A 25,100-nucleotide genomic window follows, 5' to 3' on the forward strand; every position below is an offset into this window, starting at 1 on the left:
AGGTGGAAGTGCAGTAATGTATGGAGCTGACGAATACTAATCGATCGAAGACTTAATCAATTTTATAGATTTTTTATCCGGGATTGCCGGGTAGAACCTGATATATCTTACTTACTTTATCTAGTTTTGAAAGTATAATCTATTTATTCTTTCATTTGTCTGGTGACGATGGCAGAGAGGTCACACCTGTTCCCATACCGAACACAGAAGTTAAGCTCTCTAGCGCCGATGGTAGTTGGTCTTACGATCCGCGAGAGTAGGACGTTGCCGGGCAATATTTATTTATCCACAGTAGCTCAGTGGTAGAGCTATCGGCTGTTAACCGATCGGTCGTAGGTTCGAGTCCTACCTGTGGAGCCATTTAGGCCCCTTGGTCAAGCGGTTAAGACACCGCCCTTTCACGGCGGTAACACGGGTTCGAATCCCGTAGGGGTCACCATTTGGAGGATTAGCTCAGCTGGGAGAGCATCTGCCTTACAAGCAGAGGGTCGGCGGTTCGAGCCCGTCATCCTCCACCATTTATTCTAATAATGAACTTAATATAGCGGAGGGGTAGCGAAGTGGCTAAACGCGGCGGACTGTAAATCCGCTCCTTCGGGTTCGGCAGTTCGAATCTGCCCCCCTCCACCATCTATTGGGCTATAGCCAAGCGGTAAGGCAACGGACTTTGACTCCGTCACTCGTTGGTTCGAATCCAGCTAGCCCAGCCATTTTTAGAGCCATTAGCTCAGTTGGTAGAGCATTTGACTTTTAATCAAAGGGTCAGAGGTTCGAATCCTCTATGGCTCATCTGAAAGCATCCTGTATAGGATGCTTTTTTTGTTGTGTTTTTAATTTTTAATAAAGCTTCTATTAATAGATTATTAGTATTATACATAAATATCCATTTTATTCATTTATGCATAAAAATATTGAATATTCACTTTATAAACAGTAAACTATATTAGAGATAGATTTCTAAATAATCTGAAATTAATTCCACTATTTTTGTAAATTTTAATTTCGTTGATTTAGATATATTGATATATGAATTTTTTAAAGGGGAATGAATGATGAACAAGACAATTGAAATTATTGGTGCGCCAAGTGCGTTCGGGCAACGTAAGTTAGGGGTAAATATGGGACCGGATGCAATGCGTTATGCTGGTTTAGTAGAGCGCATAGAAGCAATTGGACATAAGGTAGTAGACAATGGAAATATTGAATCACCTGTAATTGATATGAAAGTATACAAAAGCGAACAGGACGGTGGTTTAAGAAATTTACCAGAAGTTACTACTTTTTGTGAGACTTTATGTGAGGCCGTTGATACATCAGTGCAAAATGGACATTATCCATTAGTTATTGGTGGCGATCATTCTATTGCGATGGGTACGATATCAGGGATTGCAAAGCATTATGATAATCTAGGAGTAATCTGGTATGATGCCCATGGTGACCTGAATGTCGCGGATTCATCACCTTCTGGCAATATTCACGGAATGCCGTTACGTGCATTAATTGGCGACGGCCATGAAGATTTAGTGAATATCGGTGGTTATGACAAGAAAGTTAAAGTTGAAAATATTGTCCTTATCGGTATGCGTGATCTTGATGAGGGAGAAAAGGCGTATATTAAAGAGGTAGGTATAAAAACCTATACGATGGCAGATATCGATCAACTCGGTATGAAGACAGTGATCGAACAGACATTAGAGCACTTATCAAATTGTGATGGTATCCATTTATCACTTGATGTAGATGCACTGGATCCAAATGAAACACCAGGGACAGGTACTACAGTTCCAGGTGGTATTACGTATCGCGAAAGTCACCTTGCAATGGAAATGCTAAATGACAGTGACAGAGTGACTTCGTTTGAAATCGTAGAAGTGAATCCATTGATAGATATTAATAATCAAACAGCAGAACAAGCGGTAGGGCTAACGGGTTCATTTTTTGGAGAGAAGTTGTTATAAGTTATACTGTGAATTAAAATATTCAAATACCAGACTTTTAAGGTCTGGTATTTTCTTTTTTTAATATAATTCATATTTTAAATTATATACTGATTTATAGTGTACAATACTTATATGAAAATAATTGATAGGAGAGATATTATATGAGAAGCATTAATTCCCCAGAATATTTCCATCACGTAGAGCATTTAAAGAAACAGAATCAATCGAGAAGAACGCTATGGGCGTCATTGCTGATTACGTTATTCTTCACGGTTGTAGAGGTCGTAGGGGGAATCCTGTCAAATTCACTTGCATTGCTTTCTGATTCAATGCATATGCTAAGTGATGTTCTTGCTCTTGGATTATCGATGATTGCGATATATTTTGCGAGTAAGAAACCAACTTCAAATCACACATTCGGCTTTTTAAGGCTGGAAATATTAGCTGCATTTCTAAATGGTCTTGCTTTAGTGGTCATTTCAATCGGCATCTGTTATGAAGGGATTATGCGTATGATTCATCCGCAAGCGGTAGATGTCAAGCTTATGCTTATCATCTCTACGATCGGTTTAATTGTCAATATCATCCTTACATTTATCTTGATGCGCTCACTTAAAGGTGAAGATAATATTAATGTGCAAAGCGCACTATGGCATTTTATTGGCGATCTACTGAATTCGGTAGGAGTAATTGTAGCTGTTGCAGTTATTTACTTTACAGGCTGGGTTTTGATAGACCCAATTTTAAGTATACTGATTTCGATCATCATCTTCCGTGGTGGATATAAGATTGTACGTAATGCCTGGGTCATCTTAATGGAGCGTGTACCAGAAGGGTATGATTCAGATGCGATTATTGCAGATATTAAAGCGTTTGACGGTGTACTGGATGTGCACGAATTCCATCTATGGGCTATTACGACAGAACATTACTCGATTACAGCACACATTGTTGTAGATAATTTAGACGGTGTACGAAACTATGAACTGATCAATGCAATTAGTAACATGCTTAAAGACAAATACAAACTTGGCCATAGTACGTTGCAAGTAGAACATTTACAGAAGAATCATCTCGATGATCCTTACTTTGATGATATTAAGAAAGAGATGGAATAAGCATTGCTTATTCTATCTCCTTCTTAATTGTCACCCTATAAGTTGTATTGCCATTTTTATCTGATGCTTTCTTAATATATTTCTTAAGTTCTTTTTTGAATTCTGTGAAAGATTTTTGGTCAAGCTTTAGATTAAACGTGTGTTCTTTTGACTGCTTTAAAGAATAATCACTGAATTTAAGTAAATCAGGGGAGGGTATTAATGTCTTTGCTACCGGTGCATAGAACTTCTGAATGATGCTATGTTTTTGTTCTGTTTTAACGATTTCAATTATTCCGTTCTTTTCAAGTTCTGCGAGATGATAGTGAATCTTTGCGCGAGGAATGTCCAGTTCATCAGCTAATTGCTGGCCTGTCTTAGGTTTAACTGCGATTAATTCAAGGAGTTTAATACGGAATGGATCGCTTACACATTTCAACTGAGGCAAATTATCAATCATTAAAGTTTCTAACATACGGTTGCTCCTTCATATGAATTCTTTTTTGAGATGATATCTTTTATTACATCATGCTGAAATCCATTACAAATGATGGTAAAATAATTAACTTTATTTTACCATCATTTATTTAATAAATAGCAACTTTATAACAATCTTTACATATACTTAATAGATTGTTTACAATAAATAATTTATACTAATAAACGTAGCTCCAGGTAAGAACGCAAAGATTTATCTGCTAAAAGGAAGTTATTAATAATCGAATGAATATTGAAAAAATGTATTAAACTATACGAGGAATTGCGCCTTAACATGATATAATATAGGTTAGTATGAATTATGGAGGAGATACAATGCAATTGACGCATGTTTTTGATAACTTAAGTACAATAAAAGTTATCACAGGCATCATTGACCTCTTAATTGTATGGTACGTTATCTACCTTATGATCAATGCAATCAAGGGTACGAAAGCAATACAATTATTAAAGGGTATCTTCTTTATTCTGATTGGTAAATTAATCAGTGACTCTTTAGGTTTAACAACCACTTCTAAGATATTTGATATGGTAATCGACTGGGGATTCCTGGCCATTATCGTTATTTTTCAGCCAGAATTAAGAAGAGCGCTCGAGCAGTTAGGTCGAGGAAGTTTGTTTAAACGTAACGCCGCAAATTTAAAGGTGAGTCAGGCTAAGCTGACAGATGCGATGGTGAAATCCATTCAGTATATGGCAAAGCGTCGTATAGGTGCTTTAATTGTCTTTGAAAAGGAAACAGGGCTACAAGATTACATAGAAACAGGGATACCAATTTATGCAGATATCTCTACAGAATTAATGATTAATATCTTTATTCCGAATACGCCGCTCCATGATGGTGCGATGATCATTAGAGGCGATAAGATTGCAGTTGCTGCGAGTTACCTGCCGTTATCAGATAGTCCTAAGATACAAAAGAGTCTTGGAACGAGACACCGTGCAGCTGTTGGTATATCAGAAGTATCTGATGCATTTACAGTTGTTGTCTCTGAGGAAACAGGCGATATATCTGTTACTTATAATGGTAGACTGCGCAAAGATGTATCTCTTGAAGTGCTGGAAGCACTGCTTACAGAACATTGGTTCGGCGCCCACTTATCTAAGAAAGGTGTGGTGAAATAATGTTAGAGAATAAATGGGGATTAAGACTCGTTGCATTTTTACTTGCACTCGGCATCTTTTTACAAGTGAATAATGTATTTGAAGTTATCAGCAATGATCAATTCTCACAGACACAGCAGACGGTCATTACCGATGTTCCCGTGAAAACAGTCTATGACGATGAAAACTTATATTTATCAGGAGCGCCGAAGACTGTCAACGTTAAAATAAGTGGTCCTCAATCTATCGTTAAGAAGACTCAGAGTTTAATGGACTTTACGGTTGAGCTGGATTTGTCTAACTCTAAAGTTGGGGATTACAAGAAGGCATTTAAAGTGACAGGCATCTCTGATAAATTAAAATACGAAGTTATTCCGAAAGAAGCAAACGTATCCTTGTCTGAAAAGATCAAAGATACGAGAAAAGTAGAAGCAGAAATTAGTTCTTCACGTATTGCCTCAGGATATGAGCTTGTCGGGCAGGAGGTTGATCCTTCACAAGTGACGATTATCGGAGGAGAAGATGAGATAAACAAGATTGCTTATGTAAAAGCGACGTTATCAGAATCTGAGAAATTAACAAAATCAACAACTTCTCAAGCTGAAGTTAACGTATTTGATGCAAACTTGAATAAACTTGATGTTACAGTAAAACCTAGCAAGGTTAAAGTTAACACAAAAGTTGTGCCGACATCAAAAGTAGTAGACATAGAAGCACAAGAGATAGGTAAGCTTTCTTCAGGGCTTAAGTTAAAGTCGCTGAAGCTATCTGAAGATAAAGTAGAACTCTTTGGTAAGCGTTCTGTTCTAGATGGGATAGGCAGTTTAACAATTGATGTAGACTTATCTAAAGTTACTGAAAGTACAACGATCAAGCAGAAACTAGCGTTACCTAAAGACGTTACAAGTTCTAATCCAGAAACTGTTGAAATTAAAATTGAAGTAACTAAAAATTAAAGGAGATTTATTATGGGTAAATATTTTGGGACAGATGGTGTAAGAGGCGTTGCAAACAGCGAATTAACACCAGAGCTAGCATTTAAACTAGGACGTTTTGGGGGATATGTACTTGCGCATAACGGTACAGAAAAACCGACTGTCGTTGTCGGTAGAGATACACGTATCTCAGGAGTGATGTTAGAGTCAGCACTTGTTGCAGGATTATTATCAACAGGAGCTGAAGTCATGCGTTTAGGCATTATTACAACGCCTGGAGTTGCGTACTTAACACGTGAGATGAATGCACAAGCAGGTGTTATGATCTCAGCGAGTCATAACCCTGTACAAGATAATGGTATCAAGTTCTTCGGTGCAGATGGGTTTAAGCTTAGTGATGCACAGGAAGCGGAGATTGAAGCACTGCTTGATGCTGAAGAAGACACGTTACCACGACCTGTCGGTGTAGAACTTGGACATACTTCAGATTATTTTGAAGGTGGACACCGTTATTTAAGCTACTTGAAATCAACGATTGAAGGTGACCTTGAAGGATTGAGGATCGCACTTGATGGTGCACATGGTTCTACGTATTCACTTGCACCATACTTATTTGGGGATCTAGAAGCGGATACAGTAACAATCGGATGTAATCCAGATGGTAATAATATCAATGACGGCGTTGGATCAACGCACCCAGAAAAACTAGCAGAATTAGTGTTAGATACTGATAGCGACTTTGGACTGGCATTCGATGGTGATGGTGACCGTCTTATTGCGGTTGATGAGAAAGGTCAGATCGTCGATGGTGACCAGATTATGTTCATCTTAGCACAGGATATGGATGCTAGAGGAGAACTTAAAGACCATATGGTCGTATCAACTGTTATGAGTAATCTAGGATTCTATAAAGGGTTAGAATCTTTAAATATTAAATCGGATAAGACGAAAGTCGGTGACCGTTACGTCGTAGAAGAAATGCGTCGTAGCTCATACAACTTAGGTGGCGAGCAGTCAGGACATATCGTAATGATGGATCATAATACGACAGGAGATGGATTGTTAACTGGAATTCATCTCGCAAGTATTGTGAAACGTTCTGGAAAGACTTTAAGTGAACTTGCAGGTCAAATGACAAAGTATCCACAACGTCTTGTAAATATTAAAGTATCAGATAAGCATGCTGTTGAACAAAACGAACACGTAGCAGCAGTGATTAAGGAAGTAGAAGACGAGATGAACGGAGAAGGTCGTGTATTAGTACGTCCATCTGGAACTGAGCCGTTAGTACGTGTAATGGTTGAAGCGAAGACAGATGAAGATGCAGAGCGCTTTGTTAATAAAATTAGTGATGTTGTAAGAGCACATATGGGATTATAAAAGGTCGTGACACGAGCGTTAACTCACGAATAAAATCATGAAAAGACGGACGAAATATTTTTGTTTCAACATCGTCGGTAAAGAAACATCTGGTGAAGCCAGGTGTTTCTTTATTGATGTTTGATAGAATACACTTGTATAAACAGACGCCTCTATAGTACAATAGTTTAAGTTTAGTAAACTATTTCATTCAAAAAGGAGGGTTGTAACAACTGAATATACAGCGCCAGAACAGGAAACTGTTGACGAGGACGGATGGTTATCGAATTTTCGGCGGATGCCATCCCGGATAAAGCGATTCGATAGCTGATGAACAAACCACCTGGGCAACTGGGTGAACAAAACGTATCAGCACCGCATAATAAGACTACTAAACAAAAATACAAATTGAATTGGAATTAGCAGGAGGAAATTATTATGTGTGGTATCGTAGGTTATATTGGAACAGAGGATGCAAAAGAGATCCTTTTAAAAGGTTTAGAAAAATTAGAATATCGTGGGTATGATTCAGCAGGGATCGCTGTACGTAACGGAGAAGATGTACGTGTCTACAAAGAGAAAGGCCGTATCGCAGAACTTCGTAAGGTTGTAGATTCAGACTTTGATACAACGACTGGTATTGGACATACACGTTGGGCAACACATGGTGTGCCTAATCACGAAAACTCTCATCCGCATCAATCTGAAAGCGAGCGTTTCACATTAGTGCATAACGGTGTGATTGAGAACTACGAGCAATTAAAGAACGAATATTTGTCAGGTGTGACTTTCAAATCAGATACTGATACAGAAATTATCGTTCAACTTATAGAACACTTCTCTAAGCAAGGATTAGAAACAGAAGCAGCTTTCGTTCAAGTATTAAAATTATTACATGGTTCATATGCTTTAGGTTTATTAGATACAGAGAATCCAGATGTTATCTACGTAGCGAAGAATAAATCACCTTTACTTGTAGGTTTAGGGGAAGGGTTCAACGTTATCGCATCAGACGCGATGGCGATGTTACAAGTAACAGACACTTATACAGAATTACACGATGGTGAAGTTGTTCTTATAACGAAAGAAAGCATCGAGATTAAAGACCTAGAAGGTAAGAAAGTGAAACGTAAACCTTACAAAGCTGAAATTGATGCATCAGATATCGAAAAAGGAACATACGCTCACTACATGCTTAAAGAAATTAACGAGCAGCCTGCTGCGATGCGTAACATCATCCAGGAATATCAAGATGAAAAAGGCAACTTAAAGATCGATAAAGATATCGTTAAAGCAGTACGTAAAGCGGATCGTATCCATATCATTGCCTGTGGTACATCTTATAATGCTGGTCTTGTTGGTAAAGAATACTTAGAGAAATGGGCAGGTATTCCAACAGAAGTACATGTTGCCTCTGAGTTTGTCTACAACATGCCATTACTTTCTAAGAAACCATTATTCATCTTTATCTCACAATCAGGTGAGACAGCGGATAGCCGTGCAGTATTAGTTGAAACGAAGAAATTAGGACATCCTGCACTGACAATTACAAACGTAGCAGGTTCAACATTATCACGTGAAGCGGATTATACATTGATTCTTCATGCAGGACCTGAGATTGCAGTGGCGTCTACAAAGGCTTACACTGCACAGATCGCAGTATTATCAATCTTAGCGCAAGTCGCTGCAGCAGATGCAGGTATTGATACTGGTATTGATCTATTACCAGAACTTGCAAAAGTGACTTCAGCGATTACAACAGTGATCGATGATGCTGAATTAATGGAGAAAATTGCAACGGACTTCTTAGCAACTACACGTAACTGCTTCTTCATCGGACGTACGATGGATTATTATGTAGGTGTTGAAGGTGCGTTAAAGCTTAAAGAGATCTCTTACATCCAAACAGAAGGATTTGCAGGTGGAGAGTTAAAGCACGGTACAATCGCATTAATTGAAGAAGGGACACCAGTTATCGCATTAGCAACTCAGGAACGTGTGAACCTATCAATTCGCGGTAACGTGAAAGAAGTTGTAGCACGTGGTGCACATCCATGTATCATTTCAATGGATGGATTAAACCAGGAAGGCGACACTTATGTGATTCCTCATGTGCATGAAATGCTAGCACCGTTAGTATCGGTTGTAACAACGCAGTTAATCGCATACTATGCAGCATTACACCGTGGAGCAGATGTAGATAAACCACGTAACTTAGCAAAATCTGTAACAGTTGAATAGAATAATGAAGCAGCAGTGAAACGCATTTGCGTTTCACTGTTTTTTTGTTTAGAAACAAGTAATATTGGATAGCGTTAAATAACGAATATTATTGTGTAAGGATTGCTGGACTACTATGCCCTTCAGGTCTTAACATTTTTTATAATTTTAATTGCTTAACATAAGATGATAAGATAGATATATTGATTATTGAAAGGAGTCTATGTATGACTGAAATAATGAAAGGTGCAGAAAGTTATTATCACCAGGGAAATAATATAGGGATATTGTTATCCCACGGTTTCACCGGGGCAACGTTCAGTATGTTGCCACTTGCAGAAGCGTACAGTGAGGCAGGATATACGGTATGTTTACCTCGACTTGCCGGTCACGGTACAAACTTAGAGGATATGGCGGCTTCAACATATGAAGACTGGATTGAAAGCATTGAAGAAGGACTAGCAAAGCTTAAAGAAACATGTGACACAATCATTATGTCAGGCTTATCGATGGGAGGGACGCTGACGCTTTATATGGCAGCGAAACATCCGGAGATTAAAGCGATTATTCCGATTAATGCAGCGGTTGTTATCCCGTATATGCACGCGGCAGCACATGTGGATCTCGATATTATACCGGGAAGCGGCAGTGATATTAAAAAGCAGGGTGTACCTGAAATCGGTTATAAAGATACACCGGTGAAAAGCATATTAGAGATTCGTAAGTTAATGCGTACTGTAGAAGAAAGTTTATTCCAGATTAAATGTCCTGCACTGATTTTCGTAAGCCCTGAAGATCATACTGTACCTGCATTTAATGCGGATCTAATCTATACGTCAATTCACAGTGAGTGTAAGCGCATCATTGAAACTCCGAATAGTTATCATATGTCTACACTTGATAACGACAAGGAATTCATTATAGAGCAATCACTTTCATTTGTAGAAACAATTATAAACGGCTGATTATTCAGCTGTTTTTTTGTCTGGAAGATTCATCTGACTGATTACCGGGTAATTTCAAATAGGAGGTAATATATGAAACTTACAGTACAGGAACTTTATGATTGTTTATATGATAATCTCGGGCCACAAGGATGGTGGCCGGCAGAAGATAATTTTGAAATTATCATTGGTGCGATTTTAGTTCAGAATACAAATTGGCGCAATGTAGAGCGCTCCTTATCGAATTTAAGAAACGCGACACAGTTCGATCCAGAACGCATATTAAATCTGCATATTTCTGAATTACAAAGTCTGATCAGACCAAGCGGTTTCTATACGAATAAATCTGCTGCAATTATAGCAGTATTAACTTGGCTGAAAAGTCATGAATACGACTTCAAAGCGATTGATAAGCTATATACAACAGAGCTTCGTAACGAGCTGCTAAAACTTCGTGGTATTGGATTTGAAACGGCAGATGTGTTACTCGTATATGTATTTGAACGCGTCGTATTTATCGCAGATACATATACGAGACGCTTATTCAATGCGCTTGGTGTTCAAAGTAAAAGTTACATGGACCTATATAATAAAGTCACTTTACCAGACACATTTACACCGCTTCATGCGCAGGAATTTCACGGACTACTGGATGAATTCGGTAAACGCTATTTAACTGCGAAAGGTGTGAAGGGTGCGACTTTTTTAGATGACTACTTCTTATGAGAATATCATCGTCTGCATATTACTTTGTGCAACAATCACAGGCCAGTAGAAGGGTGCGTCTTTCCAGCCGGAGTCACTGTGACCGTTCTGTCTGAGCAGTATAACGCTTGGATGTGTTTTACCAAGCTTATATGCCGTCTGCAATTCATCGTGACCCGTATCTGGTCTGTCAGCAAACCTTCCGTCACTACGAAGTCTGCTGATATTGCGATTCGTTCTGACGATGACCCATACGAGGTCATCTTCTAATAAGTATTCAATCATCTCAACGTAGCGTTCCATCTGAAATGGCAAATGTGTATAAATGAGTGTTTCATTGATCGCCATCAATATATCACGTACGTGCTGGACAGGGACGAGTACATTTTGGCCGGTATGACGTACAGCATGTTTTTCTAATGCGCTGACCATTTTATCGATGCGTTTCATCGCCTGGTTTAACTTCGTTTTGCTGACTGTTTCAAAACCAACTGGTAAGAATCGTTTACGAGGTCTCACTGTAATTAGTTCAGACATTAACAATTTATTAGGGTTACAAGGGATGATCTCTCCTTGTGCATCTTTCGTTAAGAATTTCACGGTATGATCCTGTTTCATAATTGCTTCGCGTAACCCTTCATCAAAGAAATGCATACGCTGCATCGCACTATAAATTCGGGGTGTCGTATAGAAACGAGTGACCTCGATATCTTCCATCGGACGAGCACCATACATACGTGAATGCTGCAGCACAGTGTCCTGCTGGAACTTACGTGGATCACGGCCATAATAGAAACCGATTAAGTTGCCGACAGTGATACCGCGATCTAATATTTGACCGCCGATGAAGAAGGTCATCGGCGTACGTAGTCTCAGCTCACCATTATAATCGAGCAGCTGAGTGACATCTTGTTCAGAATTGACGATTTCAATTAACAGCTCTTCATCAATTAGTGACGACTTCACAGATTCCAGAACATCAGTAAAATCTGGCATATGATTTACAGAATGCTTTAAATCTTCATAAGCGGTATGAACTAAATCACGAAATAATTGAGGGTTTTCTGTAATGCTTTCCTTTAACTTCGACTCCATACGACTGGCGACATCATATTGCCACACGTGTGCTTTTTTCGTCGTAATCGTATGCATGACAAAGCTGTATTTCGTAATGTGATCATTACTTAGATGTCTTACTTTCGCACCGACGATAAAGTTCATCAGTGCATGACGCAACCCTTCTAGGTTCTTCGATGTTAACAGATAATCATCTTTCACCCGTCTATTATCTGACTTACGTAATACTTCGAGTTCACTTTCATCGATTGCGTGATATAGGCTGCGCGCTCGAGGTGATTGTTCCTCAAAGTAAAACTTGCCACCAACATACTTATTATGCGTCGGGACGAGGACTGTAAACGCCGGACGCTTCGGCTGATAGCCACGTTCTGCAAGCACGTCAGCATCCGGCTGTAAGTATAACGAGTAAGGCGTTGCTGTAACTTGTAAGTATGCAGCAGTCGGTAACATCGCTTTAATATCATCCAGCTTTGTCGCGATTTTCTTCAGTTCTATTAAATTACGATCCTTATCTTCACTATAAACAACCGACGCATAATCCGCTTCATCATCGATAAACATTACTTTACGCATCTTCATCTCAGGATAACCGATAAAAAACTGTTCAAGTCGCGCGACATTCTTAATTTCTTTCTTCACGATGATGATCTGTTTCTGCTTCAGTTCATACTTACGTAGCTTCGGCAAACGTATAATATCGTGCACAATGACTTTATCCTCATCCATCGCACGTCGAAACTCTGCTGCGACACGCGCATACGTCTGACGGGCAAGCGCATTTGAATTCTTCGTTAATATTACGATACAGTCGAACACATCATCCAGCCCAAGTGCCATCGTACCGATGTAACTACGCGTCTTACCCGACTGGATACGCCCGAGCAGCATACCCGGACGAAACGTCTCCGTAGAATGCACCTTTAACTGTTCTTTCGTACGCTGCATAACTTCAATTTCTTCTTCGCTGTAATGATTCAGCTGATTTACACACCCAAAAAAATACCCATCTAATTTCAACTGCACTCAATCTCCTGTTTATTGTATAATTGTATATTCTACTATAAACTTAAACTAAAGACATGAAAGGAGTGTAATTATGAACAGAAAACCATTTTTCTATATTATGATATTCTTCCTGACATTCATATTTGCGAATGTCATTCGAAATATTATAAGCGGTGAACCGTTAGAAAACTATTTAATCTATGCACTCGTCGGACTGTTCATATTAGCTTCAATTATCTCAGACTTTATTAAGATCTTTATGGATGGAACAACGCGCACGCTTACAATGGGCAGCAGGATAATGGCACTTATGTATGCAGTTATCATCGCACTATCAATTAAAGGACTCACAATGTCTCACGAATCATTCGACCGTGCAATTTATATTGCATATATTATCTTCAGTGCGATCCTGCTCGTCTTAACACTTTATATGGACCGTGTGAGAAGAAAGTCAGAAACACTTAAATAAGGAGAGAGTCTTATGATCATCGTTATATTATTCTTACTGATTGGTATTTATATGTTAACCGGACGTGGAGGATTCCTGATTGCAGGCTATAATATGTTACCTAAAGAACAGAAACAGAAGTATGATGAGAAACGTCTATGTAGATTTGCAGGTGCTGTGTTCATTATAGCTACTATGTGCTTAGTACTTATCGAATATACAGAAGTCAATGAAGTGTTTGGTATCGCAGGATTTATCACTATAATATTGGCATTTGTCATCTTAGTGAATACATCTGATTATTTCAAAAAACGATAGTATGGTGGTTCAAATGAGATATTATTGGCACTGAAAATGGCACTCAAACTAAATTTGAGTGCCATTTTTTTAAGGATTCTTCGATTTAGCCATGAAATTGGCACTGAAACCTAAAGTAGGGAACTGTCATTAGAACATATATGTCTAACAGTTTCTTTACAGTGAAACAGCTACTGATAGAAGACCATTATGAATATACGAAACAACAGGACTATACATTGATGAGCGTGCTATCAGGCGAAGGAACGCTAACTGCTGACGGACAAGTCTATACAATCAGAAAAGGCAATCATTTTATTCTGACGACTGAAGATAAGGAAATTGAGTTCCAAGGTAAACTCGATATTATTGAGAGTTATGTATAGTAATTAGGCGTATAAATAATGCGTTGACCTTTTGAAAACACTAATGTATGATTAATATCAACTAAATAACTTATACAGAGAGATGGAGGGAATTGGCCCTGTGAAATCTCAGCAACCGGCGTTTGCACGGTGCTAAATCCAACAGGTGATTCCTGAAATATGAGTGTAGACTTTATACCCTTCTTTTTCAGAAGGGTATTTTTTTATGGAGGGATAGATATGTCAAATGGTTTCAGAAGAGGAATGGAAGCACGTCATGTGATGATGCTGAGTTTCGGAGGTGTCATCGGCACAGGGTTATTCTTAAGTACAGGGTACACATTACAGCAGGCAGGGCCTATCGGAACAGTGGTGAGCTATGTTATTGGTGCACTGCTTGTTTACATCGTGATGAAATGCATGGGTGCTCTAGCAGTAGCACACCCCGATGTTGGAGGGTTTCATACGTATGCGAATATTTATATTCATCAGTCGATAGGGCATGTCGTTGCCTGGAGCTACTGGCTATGCTGGACGATTGCACTGGGATCCGAAATAACTGCGGGTGGTATCTTATTTCAGAAATGGTTTCCGGATTTTCCGGTATGGTTGTTCAGTCTGATATTCATCCTCGTGATTGTCGGGATAAACTTTACGACAAGTAAGATGTATGGTGAAACAGAGTTCTGGCTATCACTGATTAAAGTAATTGCCATCATTGCATTTATTATTATTGGCTTATTAATATTATTCAATGTCGTACCGTCTGACTTAAAGCCGGTCACTTCAAGTGAGAAGCTATTTGACGTACCGAATGGATTATTCGGCATCTTTATTACGATGCTTGCGGTAAACTATGCGTTCAGTGGGACGGAACTCATTGCGATAGCAGCGGGAGAGACGAAGCATCCCGAGAACGTGATACCGAAAACCATTCGCTCGACAGTATGGAGACTCGGGTTACTATTTATCGGGACCATCGTGATCATGGTCTTACTCTTACCAACGGATCAAGCGAGCTTACTCGAAAGTCCATTTGTTTCGATACTGGATAGCGTCGGAATGCCTTACGCCGGAGATATTATGAACTTCGTTATATTGACGGCATTGCTGTCAGCAGCAAATTCAGGACTTTATGCATCCAGCAGAATGTTATGGAGCCTATCAAAGCAAGATAATGTATTACCAATCGCAAGAAAGCTGAACAAGAACGGTATGCCGGTTAACGCAACAATCATTAGTTTAGCTGGAGCGCTACTCAGCCTGCTATCAAGTGTGATTGCACCGACGACTGTCTATTTAGTACTAGTATCTGTTGCAGGATTTGCCGTAGTCGTTGTATGGATGAGCATCTGTGTGGCGAGGTTCAATCAATTAAGAAGAGAAGGTGTTACACAACGTACAGCATATATCCTACCGGTAGTAGGATTTACGTTATGTCTTATTTCTACAATCGGCGTACTCTTTGACCCGAACCAAAGACTTGCGACACTGTTTGGATTACCATTCTGTATTATCGTTGGATTAATTCATTATTTCCTGAAGAAGAAAGGAGCACATATTCATGCAGCTACGAGATAAGTTACAGCGAGACATCGTAATATTAGACGGAGGCTTTGGAACGACTGTAGAACAATTCGGATATGACGTGAAACACGAACTATGGTCATCGAATTTAATCCAGTCCAATCCGGAAGCGGTGTATAAGGTCCATAAAGCATTCGTTGATAGCGGTGCAGAGATTATACTGACCAATACGTATCAGGCATCTGTACAATCATTCTTAAATATTGGCATTGATAGAGCAACTGCACGCACATATTTAGCGACAGCGGTGGAACTCGCAACGCGCGCAGCAGGCAATCAAGCAATCGTTGCAGGATCACTTGGACCGTATGGTGCGATGCTCGGTAATGGCTCAGAGTATACAGGGGACTATGAAGAAACTGAAGCTGATTATATTCAGTATCATAAAGAGCGACTGGATATACTAATCGAAGCAGGTGTAAGTGTCTTTGCATTTGAGACAATCCCTAACATAGAAGAAATTAAAGCAGTGAGAACACTGCTGCTTGATTATCCACATATTGAGGCATGGATTTCAGTGACACTGAAAGATCATGATCATCTGTCAGATGGCACACCACTTGAAGCAGTGATTGAAGTAGTGAATGAAATTGAAAATGTATTAGCATTCGGTGTGAACTGTACGAGCGTGAACGTCATCGATGCAGCAGTGGATAAGTTGATCGCACTAAGTGCCAAGCCGTTAATACTCTACCCTAATAGTGGACGTCAATATGATGCGGTTCACAAAGTATGGATTGATCAGGAGGATGCATCGCTTGTTGAAGCGGCACCACGCTGGAAAGAAAAAGGAGTGAAGATCATCGGCGGATGCTGTCAGGTCGGGCCGGGGGAGATAAAGGAACTCGGAACTGCTTTAAAATAGAAGTTAATATATAAACAATTAAATATAATAAAGAAATAATAATAATGTATCTTGATAACCTTATTTTGTATATAATAATACAAAATATACAAAATAAGGAGAATGTCATGAAACGTTTGAGAAATTTATTCATTGCACTGATTGCTGTACTTTCAATAATCAGTATTTCAACACCGGCAAATGCTGCAGGATACTACTATAAGTACAATGGGTATAGTGGTAATAACTATCAATTTGTAAAGTCTAAGGCAATTATTAATGCGGTGAAGAAGGGGAAAGTCACTGTTAATGGAAAGACAGTTGTCAATAAGGTACCTATGGAATCAGTCGACAAATCATCAGAGACAATAATGACGTATAGTCTTGAGAACAAAAAGATTAAATCGAAATATATTCAAAGAAAGTATGATAGCGTATTCTTCCTGAATGATCATCTAAAGACGTACGCAATTATAATGCCCGTTAAAAAAGGTAAGATTACGAAACAACAATTTATCAAAATGTATGGTAAAAACTATGCGGAAGTGCAAGTAATCGATAATGAAATAAGTGTATATTATAAATTCAAAAATCATTACTTTGAAGGTGCTTTTAATAAAAAGAATCAACTGATTGCTGTCTCGATGAGTTCGCATATTGGCGGACAATTCGGCAAAGAATTTGAACAAATGATATTTGGGAAATAATATGAAAATGCTGCAGTGTCTATGCTATAGATCTGCAGCATTTTCACTATATCATTTGCAGACACCATCTTAAAATTTGATAAGTAGTATAATGAAAGAAAAACTTATGAGGTGTGCTATGGACAAATGCTTAATTATTGGATCAACAGTCTGTGACGTAGTGATTAATGTAGATCAGCTACCAACGACAGCAGGTGACGTACATATATCAAATCAGACGATGGCACTTGGTGGATGTGCATACAATGTAGTGTCAGTATTACATCATCTAGGTGTGCCTTATACATTTGTATCCCCTGTGGGCACAGGAATGTACGGGGAGTTTGTCGCATGTGAACTGGAGAAGCAAGGGATACAAACTGAAGTACGCGTTGATGGAGAGAACGGATGCTGCTATTGTTTCGTTGAACATCACGGCGAACGTACATTTATGTCACATCACGGTGTAGAGTATACGTTTAATCCACAGTGGTTAGATGGTTTGAATTTAGACGATTACAAGTATGTTTATATATGCGGGCTAGAAATTGAAGAACGTGATGGAGAACAGTTGATTGATACGTTAAGCGATGTTGATGCAACAATCATCTTCGCACCAGGACCACGCGGGAACTTGATTCCTCAAGAACGTATGGAACGCGTGTATCAACTCTCACCGATCGTACACTTGAATGAACAGGAGATTAAGGAGCAGACAGGTTGTGACACGGTTGAAGCGGCACTTGAAGTGTTGTATGAGAAGACACACAACAAGATTGTCGTAACACAAGGAGCGCAAGGTGCATTGATATATGATGGTGTGATTACAAATGTGCCGGGAGAAAGCGTGAGAGTTAAAGATACGATTGGTGCTGGAGACAGCCATGCAGGTGCATTTATATCTAGCCTTGCTAAAGGAATGGATGACAAATCTGCACTGACATTCGCAAACAAAGTCGCAGGGGAAGTAGTACAGGTGAGTGGGGTTAATTTAAGTTCAAATAAGTGGGCACTGTTGAAACAGCTATGACTTAGGCAAATTTAACTAAAAAATAAAAAGGTTAAAATAAACCAAATTCATTGACATTCAAAATATGCTGTATTATAGTTGTATTATAAAAGGTTAAAGTTAACCAAAAAGGAGTGTCTTATTTGAAATACGTAAATGAAGTTTGGTCTATATTGGACAGTACTAGAGGGGCTTCATCTATTAATTCGCTTGATATTATTGATATTTACGATAGATGGCTAAGCGATGGAGTATTTGATGTATCTAATCTCAATATTCGTGATGAAGCGACGAAAGAGAAACTCATCGGATTATTAAAACAAATGTCTAACCAAGAGTTAATTGACTTATTCTATATTGTTAAACAAAATGAACGCGTTTCTGATACGTACGAGTTTAGAGCGGGAGATAGATTAGCACTTGCTATTTTTAAACGATATGCGAATACAAAAGGGACTGTATTAGACATTGCTTCAGGGAGTGCGCAATTTATACGTACCCTGTATCAAGAAGAGGTTGGTAAATCTTATAGTGGCGAAGAGATAAATCCACATGTCGTCAAGATGGCCAGAGTTCTAACACAACTCAGTGGAATTAATAACATAGAGCTTCAGACGATGGACTCGCTTATTAACTGGAATAGCAAGAAGTATGACATGGTCTATTGTAATATGCCGTTTCTTGGCAACATCAAAAGAGAGCTACGTCAAAATTTAAATATTAAAACCGAATATAATCTTGAACGTATCTCGATTTCTGACTGGATCTTCACTTTGCGAGTATTGGAAGCGCTGAAAGAAGATGGCGTCGGTATCAGCATTGTCAGAGGAGCGGCATTGAATGCCATACGTGATAAAGAGATTAGAAAGCAACTTGTTCATAAGAAGTGTTTGAAGGCCGTTATTCAATTACCAGCTGGGTTGATGGAACATATACAGATGCCGACATACATGTTAGTGATGACGACAGAACAAAACGAAAAAATTCGTATTATAGATGCCAGCGAAGAATATATTGAAGGTACGAAGCGTAACAAAAAATCACTTAGTAACGATAATATCAATCGTATTGTTGAAGCTTTGGAGACCCATTCAGATATTGGAATTGATATTACAGAACAAGATTTAGAAAAAGTGGAATATAACCTGCACCCGCTTATACATTTAAAAAATGGAGAAAATATGCTTATTAATCCACAGCCTCTTTCTAAGTTAACATCTACATTATTGCGTGGAAGAGATATCAATAAGACAACACTTGATGAAGATAAAGACAAAGTCCCTGCAGGATACTTGTTAAACTTAAGTGATCTAAATGATATCTATATTGATGAGTTAAACCAACCGATCAGCCAGGAACTCTTAGATACTCATAGTAAGATGCTCGTACAAGAAAATGACCTTGTAATTACAAGCCGTGGATCTAAGATTAAAGTTGCTATTATTGAAAAAGCAGTTGCTGAGAAACAAGTCATTGTAAGCTCAAATATTACGATTATCAGACCAAATATGAATAAAATCAATCCTTACTATCTGTTAGCGTATATGAATAGTGAAACGGGAATGAACATGATTGAACGTATGAATACAGGAAGTGTCATCTTTACTATTACTAATAAGAAACTTGCAGATTACCTCATTCCAGTATTATCAGATGATGAGATGGAAATGATTGCAGATGAGATGAAATTAGAGTTAGCTGACTATAAAAGAATGGTAAAAAATATAAAGCGATTTAAAGAAAAACTGCCGACTATCTTTAATAAATTTAATAAGGAGGAATATTAATGCAACTGGAATATGACATGCTGATGGATATGCTGGATGGACTCTTCGAGAGAATTAAGCGTGAAGCCATCATGGAGAACCGTATTGGGAATATAGAATCATTCAAAATGAAATATGAACTTGAAACTGAGAAGGCACGAAATATCAGCTTTAATGAAAAATCTAAGATACTCATTATAGGTCTTAGCAATGGCTCCATTAAGAAGAAGGACATTGATGGTATATTCAAGGCAGCAAGTATTCCAGGACAATTTGAAGTCGTGGCATATGAAGAAGCTACAAACTTTGACCTAAGATTATTGGAGTATTCAACAAAATACTCCGATATCTTTATAGGTGCGATGCCGCATTCAGTTAAAGGCATGGGGGATGAGAGTAGTGGATTGAAGAAATTAAAGGATGGATCGGAAGTTATATATCCAAAGGTACATATCTTAAGAAAAGAAAATAAAGAGCTCGGTATCAATAAAACAAATCTAAAAACAGCGATACAAAAATCAGCATTATTTGAACTGGTGAATGTTGGATAACTTATTATAAATGCGCCAATTTTCTGGATAAAAAAGTGTATAATCAATGTAAGCGGATACATAAAGGAATTAATTGAATCGAGGAATATGATATGAATAAACATGAACTGAAATTGATTGAATTCTTAAATGGTAAATTTCCTGAAAAAAGTATTGATTTAACTTACGAAGAACTGAAAGCTGACTTGGATAAAAACGTTGTTGTAACTGCCTCCTATCTTTATGATAAATTATTCTCTGATTATGATAAAGGTAAAGAATTTATTAACAAATTTGGGTTTCAATTTATCGTTACGGATAATTGTGATATAGAGGAAGATAATACTAAGGAATTATACGTCGAAAAGCCAAATAAAGATCAAAATGAGAATTTTGATTTAGCTGCTGCTTTATTAGCAGAGGGTTATATCGCTGAAGATAGCGCTGAATTTATACATAGTAAAACCTTTGAAGATGATTTTAATAAACATAGTATTATATCTTTTGAAAATAATGAAGAATATTTTTCTCAACTTAAAGAGGATGGTGACGATGAAGCATTCGAAAGAATTGTCATCGCCAATCAGCAACTCGTAAAAAAGATAGCACTACAATATTATAATGCTATGCCTAAAGGAGGACTTGAACTAGACGATTTTATATCATTAGGACAGAAAGGACTTCTGAAGGCTATAGAAAGATTTGATATAGAGAGAGGCTATCAATTTTCAACATATGCGACACACTGGATTAAACAAGCGATTAGCCGCGGTTATGCCAATGAGAGTCGTATTATCCGTTTACCGGTACATGTTCATGATTCTTTGAATAAGATACGTAAATTGATACGTAAAAAAGACTATGATTCTATGCAGCTAATGATAGAAGATATTAAAGCACAAAGTGACTTGTCAGAAGAACAAATAGAAAAGCTTTTATTATATGACCATCTATTTAATAAAGCACAAGTGTCTTTATCTACAAATATAGGTGAAGATCAGGATTCTGAAATAGGGGATTTTATAATAGAACCTACTGAAGAAAATCATGCAATGTTTGGTGATGATCTAGTGGAAAATGAGATATTCCGAAAATCATTAACGCAATATATTGATGATTTAATACATAAAGATTTAAAGCCACGTGAGGCAGATGTTATTATCAAGAGATTTGGACTTAATGGAACGAACGTCATGACGCTAGAAGAAATCGGCGAAGAACATGGGGTTACACGTGAAAGAATAAGACAAATTGAGAAAAATGTTCTGAGAAAATTGAGCAGACATCAAGTGATAAATAATTTTAGAGATTATTGGGAGGCAAATTAATGATTAACCACGATTCTAGTTTAAAAAGTTTATACATATTAGAAGGATTTAGTATAAGTGATTTAGAGAAAGAAAGTAATAAGTTATTTGATTTTGAACTCAATGGTTTTTTAGATGAGCATTACGCGGTAGGTAGTGCTGAGAAAAGAAAAATCGTCAGAGAAGTTAGAAACTACGATAAAGAATATGCTTGGGTAACGCCAGAGGAATTCTTTATCTATGGAGAAGTAATACAATATGAATTTGATGAAATCATCATCTTAAAAAATAATATTTATCCTGGAATATATCCACATAACTACGCACTTAAAGATATACATAAGTTCTATGAAAATAATTTTACCAATCCTAAATATAGCGCCACAGATTTTGATGAATTTATTAATGCAATCTATGGTATGGTAATCGAGTTTAACCATCAATACTACGTAATCTATAACGAATTTCTAAGCGAGATTGAAGAGATGACAATTCGCACTGTCTATCATGGTCAACAACCCCTTGAAGTTACAGAAGATGTTAATGCAATCGAATCAAATCAACTCATTGATATTAGTACGGAGCAGTCGAAAGTAATAGAATTAATTGAGAAACTAAGAAATACTACACCAAATTATTATATCATGTTCGCAAATATGGATGAGTATAGTCAAATCCAAGATTACCTTGAAACATTGAATAATGAATTCGATGGACGTATTAAAGTTGTGATTAGTTCTTCTCAAAAGAGAATTATTGCGAGAGAAAATGATTATACACGAATCCTGAAACAATACTGGGGTTATGATGGATTCAAAGAACTGCCATTCTATAAAAATACTACAGCATCTAGAGAAGTAGTTAACATAAGCCAGGCTCAAATTATCGATGATATCGTGAGCCAAGCAGAAAAGGGTATGAATGGAGAACTGCCACGCGACATCTTTATTACGGCATCTACCGGAGCAGGAAAATCATTGATGTTCCAGATTCCAGCTCTGTATTTAGCCGAGCAGTATAAAGATAAAAATCCGATTACAATCGTCATTTCACCACTCATCGGTTTAATGAATGATCAGACAGAAAGCTTAAAGCGAAGAAATATCAAGAATGCTAAGACGATTAACTCTGGTATTTCTCCATTAGAAAAAGAAAAAATTAAAGCAGAGATTAAAGCGGGTAGTATTGACCTTCTTTACATTTCTTCTGAAACATTATTAAGTCGTGGTGATATCGCAAATTTAATAGGTGAACGACCAATTGGACTATTTATTGTAGATGAAGCGCATATTGTAACGACATGGGGTAAAAGTTTTAGACCTGATTATTGGTATATGGGTAGCTATGTATCAAAACTGAGAGCGAATCAGACCTTTCCGATTGTAACGTTTACTGCAACAGCGATAGTCGAAGGTAAAAACAGTATGTTAGATGAAATTAAATCTACATTAAACCTTACATCTGTCATTAAATATATCGGAAGCGTTAAGAAGGATAACCTGTTATTGCAGATATCGAATATTGAAAAAGAAGATAAGACGAAATTTAAAAATGATGCAATGAAGATAAAAACAGAGTTAACACTTAAAACAGTCAAGGATGCTTTAAAAAAGAATGAAAAACTACTTATTTACTTCCCAACGATTAAACAAATTCACAGCTTCTTAAAATATGTAGATACGAATGCCGAAAGAACAAAAGATAAGATAGCAGTTTATTATGGAAGACTTGCACCTCATGAAAAGGAACTGAATTTCAATGCTTTCTTAAATGGTGAAAAACCCGTTATTTTAGCGACCAAAGCATTTGGTATGGGAATTGATGTACCTGATATTAAAAAAGTCTATCATTATGGTATGACGGGAAATGTGCTAGATTTCGTACAAGAAATAGGTCGTGCAGCGCGTGATCCTAAGATGATAGGTCATGCTAAAGTAGATTACCTGCAAAAAGACTTCAATGAAGTGAAGAAGATGTATGCCATGTCCTCAATCAAAAAATCAGAATTACTCGCAGTGATGGATAAATTAATTAAAATTTATAAAGCGAATCGTTATAAGCGTAACTTAGTAATCAATCCGAAAGAATTTGCACATATATTTGCTAAAGGTGAGACAGAATCATCTAACGATGACCCAGAGAATAAAGTGAAGCTCGCACTTCTTACAATCGAGAATGATTTTAAGAATAACATTAAATATCCACCTATTGTAACACGTCCTGGAGAAGTAAATGGTGAAGATTATATCCTCGTAAACCAGGACTTATTATCTACCATAGAACTTAAGAAGTATGCACCATTCTTTGAATTTGTAGAACATACAAACGGTGAGTACTATAAACAAGTATATAAATTTAAGACAGGCGAATACTGGAAAAAATATTATGCGGATAGATATTCATATCCTCAGTTTAAGTTCTTTATGGCAATCGGTGATGAAGAACTTCAATTTGATAAACTACTTAAGAAGCTTCCGATTGCATACAACATTACGATTAAAGAAGAAGAAGAAACAAAAGATTTAAAAAGAGATGCTCTTGAGATATTGGATCAATGTGAAGAGGCATTTAGAACATTTGCTGTTAAAGGGAATCATTTTGACGAAAAACAACTGGCTTATCAATTAAGAACGATACTAAAATCCAAGTTTAACGAGCAATTCAGTATGTTATTGATAAATAGTTTGTTAAAGGCAAGCGAAGTAAATAAAGTAAGCGGCATCACAGTATTAGCTGATGATAAGTTTAAGATATCAAATACTTATAATGATATATTTGATAAATTACGCTACTATGTAGACAAATTATTTAACAAAGAAATATCAGTTGCAATGCCACCACAACAATATAGTTATTACATCGTAAGAAGTCAGCAAGAAGAGATTAATAACTATACTATAATTCTTGGCTTATTAGAAGGCCTCGGAAAATTAAGCTATCACCTTTCAAGTGGAGAAACACCGACATTATCACTTCGCATCAACTCAGTGTATCCGCTTGAAAACGCCGTAGCTAAGCCGAAGAAGTATACGAATGAAATCTTAAATCATCAATACACTTCTCATAAAATAGGGTTAGCAATGTTGAAATATTTATTTACTAAAGAATTTGATGGGAATAGTCTTCAAGATAAGCAGTTGAAACATACAAAATGGTTCTGGGAGCAGATAGAGAATTATTTCTTCGGAATTATTCCAGATGAAGTTAGAAACGAAGTGTTTGTGAAGAAAGTGGATTAAAAATAAAGCAGTAATGGTTAATATACAAACTTGAAGCATCGCTTGGTTTTAGGCGATGCTATTTATGGTTAAACTATGCGTTTCATCTATCTAACGATAGCAGTTGTAAAAATGTCTGAAGTAGTATTAAGC

The 25,100-nt window shown here is 37.4% G+C and carries 21 protein-coding genes, 6 tRNA genes, 1 rRNA gene and 1 riboswitch; of the genes, 26 read left to right on the forward strand and 2 right to left on the reverse strand.

From position 1 onward, the window contains the following. Positions 1–158 precede the first annotated feature (158 nt). From rrf to CD152_RS00715, 9 genes are all read left to right on the forward strand, one after another. Positions 159–273, forward strand: a 5S ribosomal RNA gene (rrf, locus tag CD152_RS00675). A 12-nt stretch (positions 274–285) separates the two neighbouring features. After that, positions 286–360, forward strand: a tRNA-Asn gene (locus CD152_RS00680). Positions 361–364: 4 nt separating this feature from the next. Next, positions 365–439 (forward strand) — tRNA-Glu (locus CD152_RS00685). A 3-nt stretch (positions 440–442) separates the two neighbouring features. Then, positions 443–518: transfer RNA gene (locus CD152_RS00690), tRNA-Val, on the forward strand. Positions 519–546: 28 nt separating this feature from the next. After that, a tRNA-Tyr gene (locus tag CD152_RS00695) sits at positions 547–630 on the forward strand. Positions 631–635: 5 nt separating this feature from the next. Further along, a tRNA-Gln gene (locus CD152_RS00700) sits at positions 636–710 on the forward strand. Between the two features lie 6 nt (positions 711–716). Continuing rightward, a tRNA-Lys gene (locus CD152_RS00705) sits at positions 717–789 on the forward strand. Between the two features lie 263 nt (positions 790–1,052). Further along, on the forward strand, positions 1,053–1,958 hold the full coding sequence (gene rocF, locus CD152_RS00710) for an arginase (RefSeq protein ID WP_086038052.1): 906 nt from the start codon (positions 1,053–1,055) through the stop codon (positions 1,956–1,958). Between the two features lie 143 nt (positions 1,959–2,101). Continuing rightward, positions 2,102–3,058 (forward strand): cation diffusion facilitator family transporter, encoded by a 957-nt coding sequence (locus tag CD152_RS00715; protein ID WP_086038054.1) that lies wholly within the window; start codon positions 2,102–2,104, stop codon positions 3,056–3,058. 7 nt (positions 3,059–3,065) lie between these two features. On the opposite strand, the gene CD152_RS00720 is transcribed toward CD152_RS00715, so the two are convergent. Next, positions 3,066–3,512, reverse strand: coding sequence for an ArsR/SmtB family transcription factor (locus CD152_RS00720; RefSeq protein ID WP_086038057.1), 447 nt, complete (start codon positions 3,510–3,512; stop codon positions 3,066–3,068). Between the two features lie 338 nt (positions 3,513–3,850). On the opposite strand from CD152_RS00720, the gene cdaA reads away from it, so the two are divergent. The 6 genes from cdaA to CD152_RS00750 all read left to right on the forward strand — a co-directional run bounded on the left by cdaA (position 3,851) and on the right by CD152_RS00750 (position 10,823). Continuing rightward, the gene (cdaA, locus tag CD152_RS00725; protein WP_012656229.1) at positions 3,851–4,660 is read left to right on the forward strand and encodes a diadenylate cyclase CdaA; all 810 of its coding nucleotides are present in this window, start codon (positions 3,851–3,853) and stop codon (positions 4,658–4,660) included. Next, on the forward strand, positions 4,660–5,595 hold the full coding sequence (locus tag CD152_RS00730; RefSeq protein WP_103214221.1) for a CdaR family protein: 936 nt from the start codon (positions 4,660–4,662) through the stop codon (positions 5,593–5,595). Before cdaA ends, CD152_RS00730 begins: the two co-directional genes overlap by 1 nt. Before the next feature lie 12 nt (positions 5,596–5,607). Further along, positions 5,608–6,954: a phosphoglucosamine mutase gene (gene glmM / locus CD152_RS00735; RefSeq protein WP_101039707.1), complete on the forward strand. Its 1,347-nt coding sequence runs from the start codon at positions 5,608–5,610 to the stop codon at positions 6,952–6,954. A 417-nt stretch (positions 6,955–7,371) separates the two neighbouring features. Further along, positions 7,372–9,174, forward strand: coding sequence for a glutamine--fructose-6-phosphate transaminase (isomerizing) (glmS, locus tag CD152_RS00740; RefSeq protein ID WP_103214222.1), 1,803 nt, complete (start codon positions 7,372–7,374; stop codon positions 9,172–9,174). Between the two features lie 206 nt (positions 9,175–9,380). Further along, complete coding sequence (locus CD152_RS00745; RefSeq protein WP_103214223.1) at positions 9,381–10,118, forward strand: alpha/beta hydrolase; 738 nt, start codon at positions 9,381–9,383, stop codon at positions 10,116–10,118. Positions 10,119–10,190: 72 nt separating this feature from the next. Then, the gene (locus CD152_RS00750; RefSeq protein WP_103214224.1) at positions 10,191–10,823 is read left to right on the forward strand and encodes an endonuclease III domain-containing protein; all 633 of its coding nucleotides are present in this window, start codon (positions 10,191–10,193) and stop codon (positions 10,821–10,823) included. Here CD152_RS00750 and CD152_RS00755 read toward each other — a convergent pair. Continuing rightward, complete coding sequence (locus CD152_RS00755; protein ID WP_103214225.1) at positions 10,818–12,905, reverse strand: Z1 domain-containing protein; 2,088 nt, start codon at positions 12,903–12,905, stop codon at positions 10,818–10,820. The genes CD152_RS00750 and CD152_RS00755 overlap by 6 nt on opposite strands. Positions 12,906–12,978: 73 nt before the next feature. Between CD152_RS00755 and CD152_RS00760 the strand changes: the two genes are divergently transcribed. The 11 genes from CD152_RS00760 (at position 12,979) to CD152_RS00810 (ending at position 24,968) form a co-directional block, all read left to right on the forward strand. Continuing rightward, entirely contained in the window at positions 12,979–13,359 is a 381-nt protein-coding gene (locus CD152_RS00760; protein WP_101037239.1) for a hypothetical protein, read from the forward strand. Between the two features lie 12 nt (positions 13,360–13,371). Then, entirely contained in the window at positions 13,372–13,656 is a 285-nt protein-coding gene (locus CD152_RS00765) for a DUF3784 domain-containing protein (RefSeq protein WP_101141485.1), read from the forward strand. A gap of 140 nt (positions 13,657–13,796) precedes the next feature. Then, entirely contained in the window at positions 13,797–14,021 is a 225-nt protein-coding gene (locus CD152_RS00770) for a hypothetical protein (RefSeq protein WP_101037243.1), read from the forward strand. Between the two features lie 67 nt (positions 14,022–14,088). After that, positions 14,089–14,187: riboswitch (SAM riboswitch) on the forward strand. A gap of 53 nt (positions 14,188–14,240) precedes the next feature. Further along, entirely contained in the window at positions 14,241–15,581 is a 1,341-nt protein-coding gene (locus tag CD152_RS00775) for an amino acid permease (RefSeq protein ID WP_103214226.1), read from the forward strand. Next, positions 15,565–16,452, forward strand: coding sequence for a homocysteine S-methyltransferase (gene mmuM, locus CD152_RS00780; RefSeq protein WP_101144275.1), 888 nt, complete (start codon positions 15,565–15,567; stop codon positions 16,450–16,452). The genes CD152_RS00775 and mmuM overlap by 17 nt, the downstream gene beginning before the upstream one ends. Before the next feature lie 107 nt (positions 16,453–16,559). Beyond that, the gene (isaB, locus tag CD152_RS00785) at positions 16,560–17,138 is read left to right on the forward strand and encodes an immunodominant staphylococcal antigen IsaB family protein (protein ID WP_103214227.1); all 579 of its coding nucleotides are present in this window, start codon (positions 16,560–16,562) and stop codon (positions 17,136–17,138) included. A 118-nt stretch (positions 17,139–17,256) separates the two neighbouring features. Further along, positions 17,257–18,147, forward strand: coding sequence for a carbohydrate kinase family protein (locus CD152_RS00790; protein ID WP_103214228.1), 891 nt, complete (start codon positions 17,257–17,259; stop codon positions 18,145–18,147). A gap of 122 nt (positions 18,148–18,269) precedes the next feature. Beyond that, positions 18,270–19,913 (forward strand): N-6 DNA methylase, encoded by a 1,644-nt coding sequence (locus tag CD152_RS00795; RefSeq protein WP_103214229.1) that lies wholly within the window; start codon positions 18,270–18,272, stop codon positions 19,911–19,913. After that, on the forward strand, positions 19,913–20,443 hold the full coding sequence (locus CD152_RS00800; protein WP_101045052.1) for a hypothetical protein: 531 nt from the start codon (positions 19,913–19,915) through the stop codon (positions 20,441–20,443). Before CD152_RS00795 ends, CD152_RS00800 begins: the two co-directional genes overlap by 1 nt. A gap of 92 nt (positions 20,444–20,535) precedes the next feature. Next, positions 20,536–21,750 (forward strand): sigma-70 family RNA polymerase sigma factor, encoded by a 1,215-nt coding sequence (locus tag CD152_RS00805; RefSeq protein WP_101045054.1) that lies wholly within the window; start codon positions 20,536–20,538, stop codon positions 21,748–21,750. Next, positions 21,750–24,968, forward strand: a complete 3,219-nt coding sequence (locus tag CD152_RS00810) for a DEAD/DEAH box helicase (RefSeq protein WP_103214230.1) — start codon at positions 21,750–21,752, stop codon at positions 24,966–24,968. Before CD152_RS00805 ends, CD152_RS00810 begins: the two co-directional genes overlap by 1 nt. The last annotated feature ends 132 nt before the right edge of the window (positions 24,969–25,100 follow it).

Origin of the sequence: Macrococcoides caseolyticum, from assembly GCF_002902665.1 — a bacterium.
Classification (GTDB): domain Bacteria; phylum Bacillota; class Bacilli; order Staphylococcales; family Staphylococcaceae; genus Macrococcoides; species Macrococcoides caseolyticum.

Coding starts and splice junctions, on each gene's coding strand:
- rocF (WP_086038052.1), top strand. CDS start 1,053: ATGAACAAGACAATTGAAATTATTGGTGCGCCAAGTGCGTTCGGGCAA.
- CD152_RS00715 (WP_086038054.1), top strand. CDS start 2,102: ATGAGAAGCATTAATTCCCCAGAATATTTCCATCACGTAGAGCATTTA.
- CD152_RS00720 (WP_086038057.1), bottom strand. CDS start 3,512: ATGTTAGAAACTTTAATGATTGATAATTTGCCTCAGTTGAAATGTGTA.
- cdaA (WP_012656229.1), top strand. CDS start 3,851: ATGCAATTGACGCATGTTTTTGATAACTTAAGTACAATAAAAGTTATC.
- CD152_RS00730 (WP_103214221.1), top strand. CDS start 4,660: ATGTTAGAGAATAAATGGGGATTAAGACTCGTTGCATTTTTACTTGCA.
- glmM (WP_101039707.1), top strand. CDS start 5,608: ATGGGTAAATATTTTGGGACAGATGGTGTAAGAGGCGTTGCAAACAGC.
- glmS (WP_103214222.1), top strand. CDS start 7,372: ATGTGTGGTATCGTAGGTTATATTGGAACAGAGGATGCAAAAGAGATC.
- CD152_RS00745 (WP_103214223.1), top strand. CDS start 9,381: ATGACTGAAATAATGAAAGGTGCAGAAAGTTATTATCACCAGGGAAAT.
- CD152_RS00750 (WP_103214224.1), top strand. CDS start 10,191: ATGAAACTTACAGTACAGGAACTTTATGATTGTTTATATGATAATCTC.
- CD152_RS00760 (WP_101037239.1), top strand. CDS start 12,979: ATGAACAGAAAACCATTTTTCTATATTATGATATTCTTCCTGACATTC.
- CD152_RS00765 (WP_101141485.1), top strand. CDS start 13,372: ATGATCATCGTTATATTATTCTTACTGATTGGTATTTATATGTTAACC.
- CD152_RS00770 (WP_101037243.1), top strand. CDS start 13,797: ATGTCTAACAGTTTCTTTACAGTGAAACAGCTACTGATAGAAGACCAT.
- CD152_RS00775 (WP_103214226.1), top strand. CDS start 14,241: ATGTCAAATGGTTTCAGAAGAGGAATGGAAGCACGTCATGTGATGATG.
- mmuM (WP_101144275.1), top strand. CDS start 15,565: ATGCAGCTACGAGATAAGTTACAGCGAGACATCGTAATATTAGACGGA.
- isaB (WP_103214227.1), top strand. CDS start 16,560: ATGAAACGTTTGAGAAATTTATTCATTGCACTGATTGCTGTACTTTCA.
- CD152_RS00790 (WP_103214228.1), top strand. CDS start 17,257: ATGGACAAATGCTTAATTATTGGATCAACAGTCTGTGACGTAGTGATT.
- CD152_RS00800 (WP_101045052.1), top strand. CDS start 19,913: ATGCAACTGGAATATGACATGCTGATGGATATGCTGGATGGACTCTTC.
- CD152_RS00805 (WP_101045054.1), top strand. CDS start 20,536: ATGAATAAACATGAACTGAAATTGATTGAATTCTTAAATGGTAAATTT.
- CD152_RS00810 (WP_103214230.1), top strand. CDS start 21,750: ATGATTAACCACGATTCTAGTTTAAAAAGTTTATACATATTAGAAGGA.